This is a genomic window from uncultured Aquimarina sp., assembly GCF_947496855.1.
In the GTDB taxonomy this organism is placed as follows: domain Bacteria; phylum Bacteroidota; class Bacteroidia; order Flavobacteriales; family Flavobacteriaceae; genus Aquimarina.
In genome coordinates this window covers 952,577-969,211 of the sequence record NZ_CANMED010000001.1, presented here as the reverse complement: position 1 = coordinate 969,211, position 16,635 = coordinate 952,577, and the positions used below count along the sequence as shown (strand labels likewise).

The window sequence follows — 16,635 nt, the reverse complement described above, 5'->3', positions numbered from 1 at the left end:
AATTAATAGGTTTCAAATTCAGTAGAGAATTTAGTTTCTAAAGACAAATTCTCCTTGTTTGCTACGTTGTTCGCTAATGTTATGATTGTTTTATTTTTAATAATATCAATTCCCTTATTTATATCATCAGCAAAAACGCGATCTTTTGCTGCAAAAGGGACCTCTTTACGTATAGTTTTATGAATTTCATCCAGAATAATACCGGATTTCATAGGTTTTCTGAATTCAAAGGCTTGTGCAGCGGTTAAGAGTTCTATTGCTAATATTTTTTCTACATTTTCAATCACTTTTAATGCTTTTCTGCCACCTATAGACCCCATGCTCACGTGGTCTTCTTGTCCTAATGATGTTGGAATACTGTCGGCGCTGGAAGGGAAACACAATCCTTTGTTCTCGCTCGCTAATGCAGCGGTGGTGTATTGTAAAATCATATAACCTGAATTAATACCGGTATCATCCATTAATAATTTAGGAACTCCTGGAGAGTTACCTTCTAATGCCAGGTATATTCTTCGGTCAGAAATATTCCCAATTTCAGAAGCTGCAAGACATGCATAATCTATTGCCATGGCTAAAGGTTGTCCATGAAAATTCCCGCCACTAATAGTAAGCTCTTCATCAATGATAATAGGATTGTCGGTTACAGAATTTAATTCGGTTTCTACTAATTCCTTAAGATGAAGCCAAGCATTTCTAGAAGCCCCGTGTACTTGAGGAATGCATCGCAGTGAATATGGATCTTGAACACGATCGCAATCAATATGATCTTCCATGATTTCAGATCCCTTTAATAAAGATTTTACTCTAGAAGCAACATGAATATTTCCTTTGAAAGGGCGTAATTCATGTAATTCATTAAAAAAAGGTTTTACAGAGCCTTGTAACCCTTCTATCATCATAGCTCCGATGATATCTGCTTGCGAAAGACAACTATGTAGTTTTTCCACAACTTTTACAGCATGTGCAGCTATAAACTGTGTTCCGTTTATTAAGGCAAGGCCCTCTTTTGGGCCAAGATCTAAAGAAGTTAGTTCTGTTTTTTTAAATAAAGTTGAAGTATCGATCTCATTATCGTTATACATAATTTTTCCTAAACCGATTAAGGGCAAAAAAAGATGGGAGAGTGGTGCTAAGTCACCGGAAGCACCTACTGATCCTTGAGAAGGAACTACAGGAATTGCGTTATTATCAATATGCCAAAGGATACGATCCAAGGTGCTTTCTGCAATACCAGAATATCCTTTCGATAATGATTGTAGTTTTAAAATTAGCATGAGTTTTGCTATTTCCGAATCAATAGGGGCGCCCACACCAACGCTATGGCTTTTTAAAATATTGGATTGAAGTATTTTTGTCTCCGCTTTAGAAATCATAGTGGTACACAATGGGCCAAAGCCAGTATTGATTCCATAAACAGGGTGACCTTTGTTCACTATGTTTTCAACGACCTGGCGACTTTTCCTGATCTTTTCTCTTGAGGTTTCAGAAATGATTCCTTTGATTTCTCCTGAAGCTATTTTGATGGCTTTTCCGACGGTTAAATGATCTTCTCCGAAACGGAAATATGATGTTGTTCTAGACATTATTAGTTATTCATATTTGTATACACTAAGATAATGTGTATTTTTAATACTTATAAATACTAATTTTGTCAATAATTAATAACTATGGGTTATCAATTAGAATTACGTCACTTTACTTATTTTTTGGCTGTGGCCGAAGAATTGCATTTTAGAAAAGCTGCAGAACGCTTGTTTATTTCGCAACCTGGTTTGAGTAGGCAGATCAAAAAAATGGAAGAAATTATAGGGGCTAAACTGTTTATTAGAAATAAAAGAAATGTTAGCTTAACAGTAGCAGGAGAGTATCTTAAGAAAGAAATCGCCTATATTTTTAATCATATTGATTTTACTATAAAACAAACAGTATTAATTGATAAAGGAAGCGAAGGGGAGATTAGAATTGGTTTTTTGGGTTCAGCAATACAGACCGTGATACCAGAGCTTTTGGTTAAAGTAGATAAGGAGAATCCTAAAATACAATTTAGCTTAGAAGAAATGTCTAATTATGATCAGGTAAAGGCGATTGTGAGTGATCAACTTGATTTCGGATTTGTTCGATTAGCAAGAGTGCCTGATGGATTATGCATAAAAGCGGTGCAAACGGATACGTTTTCATTGGTTCTGCCAAAAGGCCACCAGTTAAATGAGTATAATTTTAGAAACGTGGCTCAGGTTTCATCAGAACATTTTGTTTTATTTTCTTCTGATTATAGTTCAATATATTACGATAAGATTATGAGTATCTGCGAGGATCAGGATTTTACTCCTATAGTTTCTCATAAGTCAGTACACGCTCAAACAATTTTTAAATTGGTAGAAAGTGGATTAGGAGTAGCAATTGTGCCAACTTCACTACAATATGGTTTTGACCTAGATGTAAAATTTTTAGAAATCCCAAAAATAGCTCAACGAGCAGAGCTCTCTGTAATCTGGAAAGAAGATAATCGTAATCCTGCTTTAGAGAAGGTGAGGAGGTTTTTGTAGTTACCGCAATAGGTTTTCGAAAAAAGAAGTGTGATTGTCAAACTGAACTTATTGAAGTTTTAGAGATTAGATTTGTAATCTGTCTTCGAAAGGCTCAGTTTGACAATTAATAGCTTTCTGATTTTTTAAGAGCAGTGCTTATTGAGCAGGCATCGAATAAAAGAACTGCTCTTCTACTATTTTACCATTATTCACATTATAGATGGCTAGTTCTTCTATCTGCATACGTCCTTGTCCTTTAAATGTGCAATCCATTTTCATTTTACAAGTAAAATGATTTTCTGCTACAACAGGCTCAGAAACTTCTCCACCATGAAATTCTTCTACACTTGCATACCAATCCTGACTTTTTTTGGTGACAGCTTCTTTTCCTGTAACTATAGCATTTGGAGCTCCAGGCATTTCTTTGCTGATTATATTATCAGCATACAGTTCCTTTAAAGCTTGCATGTTTTCGCCCTTACGGCAAAGTTCGACTAAACGATTGGCTACTTCTTGTGTATTCATTTGTATGAAGTTTATTGGTTTATAATTAATTTGCAACGCTTTTAAGTTACAAAAAACTTCAATTTATATTTTTAAATAAATGTTATAATTTAATTTTTACGAGACCGCTTCTTTGTATGTTTTAAGACAACGTTCTCTAGCTTCTTTATGGTTAACAATAGGATTTGGATATGTTAGCTCATTGATATCCTTAACCCAAGTCTTAATATATTCGTGGTTTTTATCAAATTTAGCTATTTGTGTCGTAGGATTAAAAATTCTAAAATATGGAGCTGCATCTACACCAGAACCCGCTGCCCATTGCCAATTACCTACATTGGCAGACATATCATAGTCTAATAGTTTTTCTGCAAAATACGCCTCACCCCAACGCCAATCAATTAATAAGTGCTTACATAAAAAACTAGCCACTAACATTCTTACTCGATTGTGCATAGAGCCGGTTTCATTAAGCTGACGCATTCCTGCATCTACCAATGGGTACCCAGTTTCACCAGTTTTCCAAGCTTCGAATTCCTTTTCGTTATTACGCCATTCTATGCGATCATATTTTGGCCTAAAAGCTTTGTTTTTAGTATGAGGAAAATGCCAGAGAATTTGCATAAAAAATTCACGCCATATAAGCTCTGACCAAAAGACTTCATTTTCTTCGGCAATTGCCTTTTTCATCATTTTACGAACACTCACAGTACCAAAACGTAAATGTGGCCCTAATCCTGAAGTGCCATTTTTCTTTGCTGGAAAATTACGAGTATCTTCATAATTATCAATAAGAGAAGGAGTAACCAGGTAATCGGGTACTTTAATTGATGATTTTTTAAACCCTAAGTCCGATAATGAAAGATCTGGAAGTAGAGTGTTTTGGATTAGATTGTTTAAGTATGTATTGGTTTCGTGAGTTTTTAGTTTTGACCTATCAAATTTCTCTTTCCATTTATTTTTATAAGGAGTATAAACAACATAAGGGTTTCCATCAGATTTTACGATTTCGCTTTTCTCGAAAATCACTTGATCCTTGTAAGTTCTAAATTCTATAGAGTTATTTTTTGCTAGGTTTCTTATTTCTAGGTCTCTATTATTTGCATACGGTTCATAATCGAGATTAGCATATATTTTCTCAATACTATGATCTCTTATTAGATTCCTAAAAACTTCAATAGGCTTACCTTTAAAAAAGGCAATAGAGCTATTATGATTATCCTGTAATTCTTTACGTATTTTTTGTAAAGTATCATGTATAAAAGATAATCTGGCATCATCTTCAGGTAGTTTATCTAATATTTCAGTATCAAAAATAAAAATAGGTAGAACAGGTAAGTCATTTTTAAGAGCTTCCAGAAATCCTATATTATCATTAAGTCTAAGATCTCTCCGGAACCAGAAAATGTTTACTTTCTGAGTCATATTAATTTACGTTTAATGTAGACATTCCTCCATCGACACCTAATACTTGTCCTGTAATCCAGCTACTATCATCACTTAATAAAAAATTTGCAATATTAGCAATATCCTCTGCCTCACCAACACGCTTAAGAGGATGACGTTCATCCATTTTTTCTTTCTTTTTTTCATTACCTAAAAGTCTTTTGGCTAAAGGTGTGTCTGTTAATGAAGGTGCGATTACATTTACTCTAAATTTAGGGGCATATTCTGCTGCTAATGCTTTTGCGAAACCTTCTATAGCGCCTTTTGCAGCTGCAACACTAGTATGAAAAGGCATACCAACTTTTACAGCAACAGTGCTAAAGAAAACTAGACTAGCTTGGTCGGACTTTTTTAATTGAGGAAGTATAGAATGTATAATTTTTATTAAGAACATAAAATTGATCTGCATATCTTCCTGAAAAGCCTCTGGGCTGAGCATTTTGAATGGTTTCAAATTTATGCTTCCGGGGCAGTATACAAAACCGTCTAATTGCTCAGGTAGTTTTGATGCATCAATTTCGTCTGTTGATGCATCGTATGGAATGTGCGTTACTTCTAGGTTGCCTAAATTCTCAGAAGTACGAGAAGCTATAAAGATGTTATGTTTGTTGTATAGTTTTAATGCGATTTCAAATCCTATGCCATGGCTACCACCAATAAGTAAAATATTTTTTCTCATTCTGTATAATTTCTAAATAATTAAACTAGTTCGACTTTCTTTTCTGTTGGATGATTGAAAGCTCCGAACATTTCGATTAGTTTTTTTTCTCTGTAATCAAAAATCTCTTTTAGCTTTGGTTTAACTAAAAAAGGATGTACTAGTTGTCCCAAAATTCCAAACGGTACTTTATAGTCAATAATATCTTCCATTTCTACGCCTCCTGGAATTTCTTTAATAAAATGTTTATGATGCCAGAGGGCATAAGGACCAAATCGTTGCTCGTCCACAAAATATTCTTTGTCTACGGCATGAGTAATTTCGGTAACCCATTTTGTTTTTATGCCAGCTACCGGCGTAACTATGTATTGGATGATTTGTCCAGAATACATTTTTCTATCTGCACCGGATAAAATCTTGAACCCCATATAATCTGGAGTTATTGTCTTTAAGTTTCTTGGATCTGATAAAAAATCCCAACCTTCTTGAAGAGAAATTGGTAAGTTTTGTTTTGCTTTTAGTGTATATATTTTCATTTGCACCTCTTTTTCAGGATAAAGGTACAATCATTTTGTTTAATCTTTTAATCATAAATGTTAAACAATAAATAAAATTAGAAATTATATTGTTTGTATGTTTAGTCTATTAATTATATTAGAAAAAAGATCTTATTTAGTGTGATCAACATTCTTTACAGCAATTGTCTGCTTTAATAAGTTTGCAGGTCATGACAGCGAATATTGCTCCAATTATTGGAGCAATCATATACAGCCATTGATGTTCCCAATGGCCAGATAATAATGCAGGGCCCAAGGATCTTGCAGGATTCATTGAAGCGTTGGTCATAGGTCCAGCAAACATAGCTTCTAGAAGTACAACACCTCCAATTGCTATTCCAGCCATCATACCTACTTCTTTTGATCCAGTTGATACATTAATAATGACTAACATCAAAAAGTAGGTAAGGAGTAATTCTAAAATAAATGCCCTGAGATCATCAAATGAAGGTAATGTTCCGCCTAGGAATTCACTATCAGGAAACAGAAAAAGTAAAATACTACTAGCTGCAATTGCACCAACAAATTGTGCTGCGATATATTTAGGAACTTCTTTCCATTCGAATTTTTTAGCATATGCAAAAGCTATTGTAACCGCAGGATTAAAGTGTGCTCCCGAAATATCACCAAAGGCATAGATCATTGCCATAACTATCAGTCCCCAAGTAGCAGCAATACCCACGTGGGTAACATCACCTCCAGTTATTTCATTAATCGTCATCGCACCGGTACCACAAAATACCATTGAAAATGTGCCTATAATCTCTGAAATATATTTACGTCTCATACAATTAGAAATGATGGCAAATATAGCATTCCTTATTTTAAGTTTTTGTTAACTCTTAATATATGTGTAATTGTTAATTTCGTCATTAGTAAACTAATTAATAGACTAAATTTAAACACAATGAAAAAGATCATCTTATTTGTATCCGCAGCCTTACTATCTTTTGGGATAGAAGCTCAGATAAAAACACCTCAGCCTAGTCCTACCTCTAAAATAGAGCAAGTAGTAGGTTTAACAGATGTTACCGTTGAATATTCACGTCCAAGTACGAAAGGCCGTGCCATTTTTGGAAACTTGGTTCCTTATGATAAATTATGGAGAACAGGTGCTAATAAAAATACTCAGATTACTTTTAGTGATGACGTTAAAATAGGAGATGCGGAACTTAAAAAAGGAACGTATGCTATTTTTACAAATCCAGGAAAAGAAAGTTGGGAAGTTATATTTTATAGTGATGCAACTAACTGGGGAACACCAAGAGAGTGGGATGACAGTAAGGTAGCTGCTAAAGTAAAAGTGAAAGTGAATACATTACCGTTTAATGTAGAGACTTTTACAATTATGTTTAGTGATTTCACTATGGATAGTGCTCATTTAAACTTTGTTTGGGAAAAAACAGAAGCTGCTGTGAAAATAAACGTTCCTACTAAGGAATTAGCAGCTGCTAGTATTGAGACAGTAATGGCTGGACCATCTGCTAATGATTACTATCAAGCAGCAGTATTTTATAAAGACACTGAGGATTACGCTAAGGCTAAACAGCATATTGAAAAGGCTGTTGCAGGTAAAGCAGATGCTTTTTGGTTTCATAGACAACATTCTTTAATTCTTGCTAAAACTGGAGATAAAGATGGAGCAATAAAGGCGGCTAAAACATCTTTAGAACTTGCTGAAAAGGCTAAAAATGCAGATTATGTAAAGCTAAACAAAGACTCTCTTGCAGAGTGGGGAGCTAAATAAATATCTTTTTTTTTTGCACAAATTAAAAGCGTTTGGTCAATCGACCAAACGCTTTTTTTATTCTAGGAGGTTCACTACCCCGAGGCTTGCCTCGTTAGTAAATGTTTAAAGTTTGAAAACGTGTTCCTTTAAAATGCTCCGTGGGCTTGCCCCGGAGAAATTTACTGCTGATTTTACTACCAAAAGAGAATAGAGTTTCTGGAAAAATTGTTTTTGAGCTTATTCGTAATGCAAGTCTATTTCGTCTCTTACAGTATCTAATAAACGAATTAATTGTAGACTTTTATCGAATGTCATAATTGTACTTTCTATATTTCCTTGTTCTAGCATTTCTTGAACATGAATTGCCTCGAAGCTATAACCATTTGTATCTACAGCGAATTCATGTATTTTCGAAATTCCATTACTTGTGATGGTGACAGAAGAAGGTTCGTGAAAACGACTATTAATGGTAATAGTTCCCTTTTCTAATTGGATAATAGCTTCAGTATTTGTTTTTTCTGTAATCGAAGAGTGTAAAGATGCTTGGATATTGTTTTTATAGGTGAGTAGCATAGAACATTTCTCATCTATTCCATCATCATTAAATTTTGCGTTCGCTTCAGTTTCTTCTGGATATCCCAGTATACTTAATGCTGCAAATAATGGGTAGATTCCTACGTCTAGTAAACTTCCTCCGCCAAGTTTTTTGTTAAATAATCTATTTTCCGGATCATAGGTGCTAGCAAAACCAAAATCAGCTTTTAAACTTTTTACTTCGCCAAGCTCATTAGATTGTATAATATTTAAAACATACTTGTAATGAGGCAAGAAATAGGTCCATAAGGCCTCCATTAAAAAAGTGTTATTATTTTTTGCCGCAGTAATCATTTCTTCTACCTGTTTTATATTTATGGCAAAAGGTTTCTCACATAGCACTGCTTTCTTATTAGTAAGGCACATTAGCGAGTTTTCGAAGTGAAAAACATGAGGAGTTGCGATATAGATAATATCAACTTCAGGATTTGTCGCAAGTTCCTTGTAACTTCCATAACAACAGTAGACATCATACGTTTTTCCAAAATCTTTAGCTTTTTTTAGATCTCTGCTTGCCACGGCGTATAATGTAGCGTTTGGAACAGTTATTAAGTCTTCTGCAAACTTATGGGCAATTTTACCACAGCCAATGATCCCCCAATTATATTTTTTTTTCTGATTCATTAGTTAATTACTAAAAGAGTTATTTAAAAATATAAACATTTTATAGAAATTTCCCCTCATTTTATAAAGTATAAGAATTGTTTTTTTTAATTCTAATCCAGATTTGATGATAATTCTTTTATAAATCGTTCAATTATTTAACATAAATATAAAACATGTGTATATACTAGTAATTTTTTTTGAGTTCTTATTAATTATTGGTAAATTTAATACACTCACCTTTAAAACCAAACCATTATGAAAAATCAAACTACTCTAAAAGAATCTCCAAGCCGTCAAACACATACGCTTAGATTAAGCCGAATGAAAGAAGAGCTTTCTGGAATGCTTACTGAGTTACATTCTTATCGATGTGAGCCCTGCACTCCGGAGATGCATAAACAATTTTTAGAGTTGGATGATAGTGGACGTAGACTAAAACAAACTATTAATAAAGCAGCAGATTTATTAAAAGATTCTGTAAAGTTTTCAAAAGAAATAGGTGATGAAGTTTTTGTGACAATGAAAAAGTATCATAGTTTTCAAAAGAACATGTATGTATACAGATCTGAAGCTGTTGTACATCATTAGTATTAATGACTTAAACATTATATTAAAAAACCTCGATGTACTCAATCGAGGTTTTTTAATATAGTTACCTTGTAATTTAACGGTTTTATAAGGTTTAAATAGTCTTAACTATCATATAATCAAGTTTCTAATTAAATAAAATACTTCCTGTTATTTCTAGTATGGGATTAACAAGATTTTTGTGTACAAAACCTAATATAAATCAAAGAGTTTATTGTTGGTGACCTCTTAGTAATTCTTATATTTGAAAACACAAAATTATATGTATCATATATAAATGGTATGTAATCAAAAAAATATTACAGAGCGAATGAATCTCTTACAAGGTAAAACTGCTATTATTACGGGGGCTACTCGTGGTATCGGAAAAGGAATAGCACAAGTTTTTGCAAAACATGGTGCAAATGTTGCATTTACGTATAGTTCTTCAGTAGATGCTGCAAAAGATTTAGAAAAAGAATTAAATGATTTAGGTATTCAAGCCAAAGCATATCAAAGTAATGCTGCCAGTTTCGTAGAATCTGAAAGTTTGGTTAAGGATGTTCTTGAAACTTTCGGAAGTATAGATATCCTGGTCAATAATGCGGGTATCACTAAAGATAATTTACTTATGAGAATGAGTGAGGAAGATTTTGATAAAGTTATCGAAGTTAATCTAAAAAGTGTATTTAATATGACTAAAGCAGTACAGCGAACAATGCTGAAACAGCGAAATGGAAGTATTATTAATATGAGTTCCGTAGTTGGAGTAAAAGGAAATGCTGGTCAAGCTAATTATGCTGCTTCAAAAGCTGGTATTATTGGTTTTTCTAAGTCAGTAGCTTTAGAACTAGGTTCTAGAAATATACGAAGTAATGTAATTGCTCCTGGTTTTATCGAGACTGAAATGACAGGTAAACTAGATGAAAAGGTTGTTGACGAATGGAGAAAAGCTATACCACTGAAGCGAGGAGGAGCGCCAGAAGACATTGCTAATGCTTGTGTGTTTTTAGCTAGTGACCTAAGTGGTTATGTTACAGGACAGGTCCTTAATGTAGACGGCGGAATGCTAACTTAAATCAAACTCTAGAATTACGATTAACGATTTTTGAATAGTTTTTTAATAAGTTTAAGACCTTTTTAATTAAATGTTTTTATTTTCAGGTTTGTAATTGATTATCTTAAAAATGTGAAAAGTGAAAAATTGTAAATCTGAACGTTTACATCGTAATTAATAAGAATGCAGACACAAAATATAGGATTGATCATAGCAGCTGGAATAATTGCATTAATTATCGCGCTATTCCAATATATGTATAAAGCAAAGAATAGAACCAAAAGGAACTTGTTCTTTGCTTTTTTACGCTTTCTAAGTGTATTTGCACTGCTGGTTTTATTGATTAATCCAACATTTCGAAAAAACACATATTTTACAGAAAAGCCAACATTAGTAGTTGCGGTTGATAATTCTGCTTCAATAAAACATCTTAATCAAGATCTGAAAGTATCACAGTTTGTAAACCAAATCGAAACGAATGAAAAGCTTAAGGAGCAATTTGACATAAAATACTATTCCTTTTCTGATGATTTAAAAGATACTTTAAGTCTTACGTTTAATCAAAAACAAACAAATATTTCTAAAGCGTTAGATAATCTAGATCAGATTTATAAAAATTCTAATGCTCCAACAATATTAGTAACAGATGGTAATCAAACTTATGGTCGAGATTATCAATTTAGAAGTAGTGCATATAAACAACAGATTTACCCTGTAATTGCAGGAGATACAATAAAGGTAACCGATACTAAAATCCAACAGCTTAATGTAAATCGGTATGCATATCTTAAAAACAAGTTTCCAGTAGAGGTTATTCTTACCTATTCTGGAACTGAAAATATCAACACAAGGTTCGAAGTAAAATCAGGTAGAAACATGATATACTCGCAACCTGTTTCTTTTTCTAAAGAGAATAATTCTAAAGTGATCAATTTTACCTTAGCGGCAAGTAATGTTGGTGTATTACAATATAATGCCACACTTATTCCTGTGGACAATGAAAAGAATAAAGTTAATAATAGTAAAGACTTTGCAGTAGAAGTTATTGATCAGAAAACAAATATATTACTTGTTAGTGATATAACTCATCCTGATTTAGGTGCGATCAAAAAGAGTATAGAAAGTAATGAACGTAGAAGCCTTACTGTTATTAAACCGTCTGAGGTAAAAGAGGTTGATGATTATCAATTAATCATTTTATACCAACCTAATGTCAGATTTAGAAGTGTATATGAAAAAATAGAGAATGATAAGAAAAACCAGTTTACGATTACTGGTTCTCAAACTGATTGGGTATTTCTTAATAAGATTCAGAGTAAATATAGACAAGAAATTACAAGGCAAACGGAATATTATTTACCAAGATTTGAGGCTAACTATGGAACGTTTCTAGCAGAAGATATAGGTTTTAATGGATATCCACCATTGGTTGGAACCTTTGGCGAAATACATGTTGATTTTTCGCATGATGTGCTATTACAGAGAAATGTTGGTAATATTACTACCGATGAACCTATGTTGGTTACTATAGAGGATAATGGAATAAGAGAAGCATTGTTGTTAGGTGAGGGTATATGGAGATGGAGAGCTCAGAATTATTTGGACAATAAGAATTTTGAGAGTTTTGATGATTTTTTTGGAAAGATAGTACAGTTTTTAGCTTCTAATAAACGAAAAAGTAGATTAAATACTATTTCAGAATCTTTCTATTATGGTAATGCTAGTATCAAAATCAAAGCAGAGTATTTTACAAAAAACTATGAATTTGATCGTAGAGGAAGTCTGAGTATAATAGTAAAAAATAAAGATAAAGAAACGTCTCAGACAATTCCGATGTTATTAAAAAATAACTCGTATGAAGCTGATCTCAGTAGTTTGTCATCTGGTAATTATGATTATACCGTAATAGTTACAGGAGAAAATATATCACGTTCCGGAAGTTTTAGCATTTTGGATTATGATGTAGAGCAACAATTATTGAATGCAGATGTAACAAAACTAAGACAAGTAGCGACTAATACTGAAGGAAAGGCTTATTTTATGAATCAAAATAGTATTTTGATTCGTGATCTAATTGAGGATCAGAGGTATCAAGCAATTCAGAAGAGCAAAGAAAATATCGTATCTTTAATAGATTGGAAATATCTTTTAGCAATTATCATATTTTTACTAGCTGTAGAGTGGTTTATGCGAAAATATAATGGGCTTATTTAAAATTTAAAAACTAAAAATTTATCATGGAAAAATTACCTAAAATAGGATTACCTATTCTTATTGCTGTAGTACTTTTAATTGTCTTTATTTCAAAATCTACGGTTACTATTGGCTCTGGAGAAGCCGGAGTGCTTTATAAAACGTTTGGAGGCGGAGTTGTAACTGATGAGCCACCACTAGGAGAAGGATTTCATTTAGTAGCTCCTTGGAACAAAGTAATTGTATATGAAGTTAGGCAACAAGAAGTTTTTGAGAAAATGCAAGTGCTTTCTTCTAATGGTCTTGAGATAAAATTAGATGCATCGGCTTGGTTTCAACCTCAATATGAAAAATTAGGGCTATTACATCAGGAAAAAGGAGAAAATTATGTGCAAAGAATATTATTACCAACAATAAGATCTGCGGCGCGTAGTGTTGTAGGTAGATATACTCCAGAGCAATTGTATTCTAGTAAAAGAGATGTTATTCAGAAAGAGATTTATGAAGAAACTAAAAAAATTGTTGGAGATCAGTATGTACAACTTAATGAAGTATTAGTTCGTGATGTAACGTTACCTCCAACAATCAAAGAAGCAATTGAGCGTAAGTTAAGGCAAGAGCAAGAATCATTAGAGTATGAATTTAAATTGACAAAAGCTCAAAAAGAGGCAGAAAGACAGAAAATTGATGCGGAAGGTAAAGCTATCGCCAACCAGATTTTAAGTGCTTCGTTAACAGATAAAATTCTTACAGAAAAGGGAATTGAAGCTACTTTAATGTTGGCTAAATCTCCTAATGCAAAAGTAATTGTAATAGGTTCTGGAGAAAGTGGAATGCCTATAATTCTCGGGAATCAGTAGAGGATAGAAGATATATACTTAAGTGTGTGTAACCATCATATAATTTTATATGATGGTTTTTTTGTGTTCATTAATTAATCTGAGAAAGTTAGTTAACTATCTTGTTATGTATTGTTTATGCGTCAAAAATATACGGGTATATAGTACTTAGTTTTAAAAAAGATGTATTTTCGTCCTGTTAATAGTAGCTTATTTTTTAATAAAAGTCTCACGATATCATTATCCGTATGAACGAACAGGATATTTCTATATCTAAAATCACTCACTTGCTTGATGAATCCTATAAATTAAGGGTTAATAATTTAAAAGAAAGCGTTAAACTAGCTAATGATGCATTATTGTTAAGTGAAAAAATAAATGATAAGGCATGTATTGGGAAAAGTCTAAATATGCTTTCATTGTTCAATATGATTTGCGGAAAAGGTAGTGATGCACTTTCCTTTGCAGAAAGGGCCATTACTTGTTTTGAAGTATTAGGAGATGAAAGAGGTGTAGCCGATGCTAAATATAGTATAGCAGGGATATATTATAAAACAAACAATTATCATCTTGGGATGATTTATCTGATAGATGCTTTAGTTGTTTATCAAAAATATAATGATTGGCATAATCAATCTAGAACTCAAAAATCACTAGGTACTATTTATGAAATTCTAGGTGATGAAAATAATGCTTCAGAGGCGTATAAAATAGCAATTGAAACAGCAAAAAAATGCAAGAATAAAAACCTTGAATCCAATGTGTATAATCCTATGTCTGGCATTTTACTTAAAAAACATAATCCAAAAGAAGCATTAAAAATAATTAATAGATCTATAGCACTAAAATTAGAAACAGGAGATGATCGTGGTCTTGCTTTTGCTATTTATGGTCGTGGTAAGGTTTATGCTTATAATGGAAAATACGAAAATGCTAGTGATGATTATAAAAAGGCTTTAAACATACATGAAAAATATAATGATGTTTTCGGTATAGGAATGACGAAGCATAAATTAGCTCAATTACATTTGGAAATAGGAGAAAAGGAAATAGCAAAAACCTTATTAAAGGAAGTTGTTGTATTTGGTGAAGAATATAATCTCTCTAGAACTAAATTTAAAGCGAGTCATCTTCTTTATGAAATATATAGGGGTGAAAATGAATATAAAAAAGCTTTACAATACCTCGAAAGTTATTTGGTAGAAAAAGATGCATCGGTTAATTCTCAGACTGTAAAGGTTATCGAAAACTATGAACGTATTTCAAATATGAAATATGAGCAACAAGAAGAAAACTTAAAAAGAGAAAAAGAAGCAATCATTCTGAAGAAAAAACAAGCCGAAGAAACGGCTACAATGAGGCAATCATTTTTATCAGCAATGAGTCATGAAATCAGAACTCCATTGAATGCTGTAACAAGTATTATCTCTTTGCTAAAAGAAAGAGCTGATGTAGATGATCAAAAGTTATTGACTTCGTTACAGTTTTCGGCGAAGAATTTAATGCGCATTATTAATGATATTTTGGATTTTTCTAAGTTAGACTCTGATAAGATGGAATTAGAAATGCATGCTATTAATTTCGAAGAGCTTATCAATAATATTAGAGAAACCTATTTAGGTATGGCTCTAGAAAAAGGGATCGAGTTGAATGTTCAAATCGATGTAGCATTAAGTAAATTTTATATACTAGACGAAACAAAATTGTTTCAAATTTTAGGAAACCTGGTCAGTAATGCCATAAAATATACCAATAAAGGATTCGTAAGTATAGATATCGAACTGATATCTGTAAAAGATAATAAAGATACCATATCATTTAGCATAAAGGACACAGGAGTTGGAATAGCTAAGAAAGAGCAAACGAAGCTCTTTGATAGTTTTTATATACCTACAACAATAACCACAAGAAATAATGGCGGTACCGGATTAGGTCTTGCTATTGTTAAAAAAATAGTGGAGCTGTATGGCGGTAATGTATTGTTAACGAGCGAGAAAGGTAAGGGCTCCATCTTTCAGTTTGAGTTAGTATTACAACGAGCTAAAGCAATTGTTCATATTGATCAGAAGCAAACAAATCAGTTAAAGGATAAAACAGCAATTCTTGCGGAAGATAATGAAGTAAATGCGCTAGTTATGGGTCAGTTACTTAAAAAATGGGGAGTAAAAATAGAGCGAGTAAAAAATGGATTTGATGCTGTCGAGATAGCTAAAGAAGTAAAAGTTGATTTTATTTTAATGGATATTCATATGCCAGAGATGAATGGTTTTGATGCAGCTAAACGTATTAGGGATTCTGTAAACGAAAATAGAAATACACCCATTTATGCTCTTACTGCTGATGTAACGGCTGTCAATAACAAAGATTATTTAGCTTATTTTGATGGTTTTTTATGGAAACCATTGCAAATAGATAGGCTCTTTGATACATTGGTAAATCAAAAAAAGAAATAATCCCTATTCGCCTGTTTCTCTAAATAAACTTTTCTTATTATGTAACAATCTATCTAATAACTCTACTAATAGTTAGATTAAAATATGAATTGTTTTTTTTCATTGCTGGGTTTCACTAGCATCATTTCGGTTAAAAAAAAGAAAGATACAGAAGAAGAAATATTTTTATTATTGTACACTTTTTTGATAGAAATTGTTTTAGGTGTGCTTTTGGAGAATTTATAGTTTATATGCTCTATTAAGATTAAAAATTTATAGAATATGAAAAGGATAGAACCTTTTAAAAATATTGATGAAGCCATAGGAACATTAGATAACGGAGGTAGATTTTATAATATACTTACCAAAGCAGATGATGGTGTAATTTCGCCAGCAGAGCTAGGAAAAGTAGCGGGTGTTTTTAATGATAAGCAAACAATGATTCTTTTTTTGAACTTATCAATCTCCAAATTAGATATTATTGAAAGAAACCGAATAGTTCCTTCACTATCAAAGGATTTACAATCTATATATAGTAAATATAATCCTATGGAATTATTGCCATCAGAAGTTGATCATAAAGGAGAGTTATCTTCTAATACAATCATTACAGGTATTCCTAAAAAAGTAATATCACAATCAGATTTCAATGGGTTTATTATGGTGCCTATTGTTGCGGGAAAAGTAACAACATTTTCTATGATTCCTATAATAGAAACCTATGATGTGTATGAAATAATAGAGGAAGAGTCATCAGAAAATTTTCTTATTGCTCATGCTAAAGGTTCTTATAAACTTCCTGAAAAAAAGATAAAAGTAGCTGGAATTCTAAAGGAATTAAAGTCTAAAAAAGATGAAAAAACAGCTTCCAAAAAGTATTTAGAAGCTGTTTATTATGTTGATATATAATTTTAAATTAATTATG

The 16,635-nt window shown here is 32.3% G+C and carries 15 protein-coding genes; 8 read left to right on the top strand and 7 right to left on the bottom strand.

The genetic code is table 11. The features are described 5' to 3' along the window. Positions 1–2 precede the first annotated feature (2 nt). Complete coding sequence (gene hutH / locus Q0921_RS04305; RefSeq protein WP_299253792.1) at positions 3–1,583, bottom strand: histidine ammonia-lyase; 1,581 nt, start codon at positions 1,581–1,583, stop codon at positions 3–5. Between the two features lie 84 nt (positions 1,584–1,667). Here hutH and Q0921_RS04300 point away from each other — a divergent pair, with 84 nt between their 5' ends. Further along, entirely contained in the window at positions 1,668–2,546 is an 879-nt protein-coding gene (locus Q0921_RS04300; RefSeq protein WP_299253790.1) for a LysR family transcriptional regulator, read from the top strand. Between the two features lie 138 nt (positions 2,547–2,684). Here Q0921_RS04300 and Q0921_RS04295 read toward each other — a convergent pair whose 3' ends face one another. The 5 genes from Q0921_RS04295 to Q0921_RS04275 form a co-directional block, all read right to left on the bottom strand. Continuing rightward, positions 2,685–3,053 (bottom strand): SnoaL-like domain-containing protein, encoded by a 369-nt coding sequence (locus tag Q0921_RS04295; protein ID WP_299253785.1) that lies wholly within the window; start codon positions 3,051–3,053, stop codon positions 2,685–2,687. A 96-nt stretch (positions 3,054–3,149) separates the two neighbouring features. Next, the gene (locus Q0921_RS04290; protein WP_299253783.1) at positions 3,150–4,457 is read right to left on the bottom strand and encodes a deoxyribodipyrimidine photo-lyase; all 1,308 of its coding nucleotides are present in this window, start codon (positions 4,455–4,457) and stop codon (positions 3,150–3,152) included. A gap of 1 nt (position 4,458) precedes the next feature. Next, a complete protein-coding gene (locus Q0921_RS04285) occupies positions 4,459–5,157 on the bottom strand; it encodes an SDR family NAD(P)-dependent oxidoreductase (protein ID WP_299253780.1) in 699 nt (232 codons plus the stop codon). 20 nt (positions 5,158–5,177) lie between these two features. Next, a complete protein-coding gene (locus tag Q0921_RS04280) occupies positions 5,178–5,672 on the bottom strand; it encodes an SRPBCC family protein (RefSeq protein ID WP_299253777.1) in 495 nt (164 codons plus the stop codon). Between the two features lie 145 nt (positions 5,673–5,817). Next, positions 5,818–6,480, bottom strand: a complete 663-nt coding sequence (locus Q0921_RS04275) for an MIP/aquaporin family protein (protein ID WP_299253774.1) — start codon at positions 6,478–6,480, stop codon at positions 5,818–5,820. 120 nt (positions 6,481–6,600) lie between these two features. On the opposite strand from Q0921_RS04275, the gene Q0921_RS04270 reads away from it, so the two are divergent. After that, entirely contained in the window at positions 6,601–7,440 is an 840-nt protein-coding gene (locus tag Q0921_RS04270) for a DUF2911 domain-containing protein (protein ID WP_299253771.1), read from the top strand. Between the two features lie 219 nt (positions 7,441–7,659). On the opposite strand, the gene Q0921_RS04265 is transcribed toward Q0921_RS04270, so the two are convergent. After that, positions 7,660–8,640 (bottom strand): Gfo/Idh/MocA family oxidoreductase, encoded by a 981-nt coding sequence (locus Q0921_RS04265; RefSeq protein WP_299253769.1) that lies wholly within the window; start codon positions 8,638–8,640, stop codon positions 7,660–7,662. Between the two features lie 237 nt (positions 8,641–8,877). Between Q0921_RS04265 and Q0921_RS04260 the strand changes: the two genes are divergently transcribed. The 6 genes from Q0921_RS04260 (at position 8,878) to Q0921_RS04235 (ending at position 16,619) form a co-directional block, all read left to right on the top strand. After that, the gene (locus Q0921_RS04260; RefSeq protein WP_299253765.1) at positions 8,878–9,210 is read left to right on the top strand and encodes a hypothetical protein; all 333 of its coding nucleotides are present in this window, start codon (positions 8,878–8,880) and stop codon (positions 9,208–9,210) included. 310 nt (positions 9,211–9,520) lie between these two features. Beyond that, complete coding sequence (gene fabG, locus Q0921_RS04255; RefSeq protein ID WP_299253762.1) at positions 9,521–10,267, top strand: 3-oxoacyl-[acyl-carrier-protein] reductase; 747 nt, start codon at positions 9,521–9,523, stop codon at positions 10,265–10,267. Between the two features lie 162 nt (positions 10,268–10,429). After that, positions 10,430–12,460, top strand: a complete 2,031-nt coding sequence (locus tag Q0921_RS04250) for a VWA domain-containing protein (RefSeq protein WP_299253759.1) — start codon at positions 10,430–10,432, stop codon at positions 12,458–12,460. A 23-nt stretch (positions 12,461–12,483) separates the two neighbouring features. Continuing rightward, positions 12,484–13,299, top strand: a complete 816-nt coding sequence (locus Q0921_RS04245) for a prohibitin family protein (protein WP_299253756.1) — start codon at positions 12,484–12,486, stop codon at positions 13,297–13,299. 227 nt (positions 13,300–13,526) lie between these two features. Then, the gene (locus Q0921_RS04240) at positions 13,527–15,731 is read left to right on the top strand and encodes an ATP-binding protein (protein WP_299253753.1); all 2,205 of its coding nucleotides are present in this window, start codon (positions 13,527–13,529) and stop codon (positions 15,729–15,731) included. Positions 15,732–15,992: 261 nt separating this feature from the next. Continuing rightward, positions 15,993–16,619, top strand: coding sequence for a hypothetical protein (locus Q0921_RS04235; RefSeq protein ID WP_299253750.1), 627 nt, complete (start codon positions 15,993–15,995; stop codon positions 16,617–16,619). The last annotated feature ends 16 nt before the right edge of the window (positions 16,620–16,635 follow it).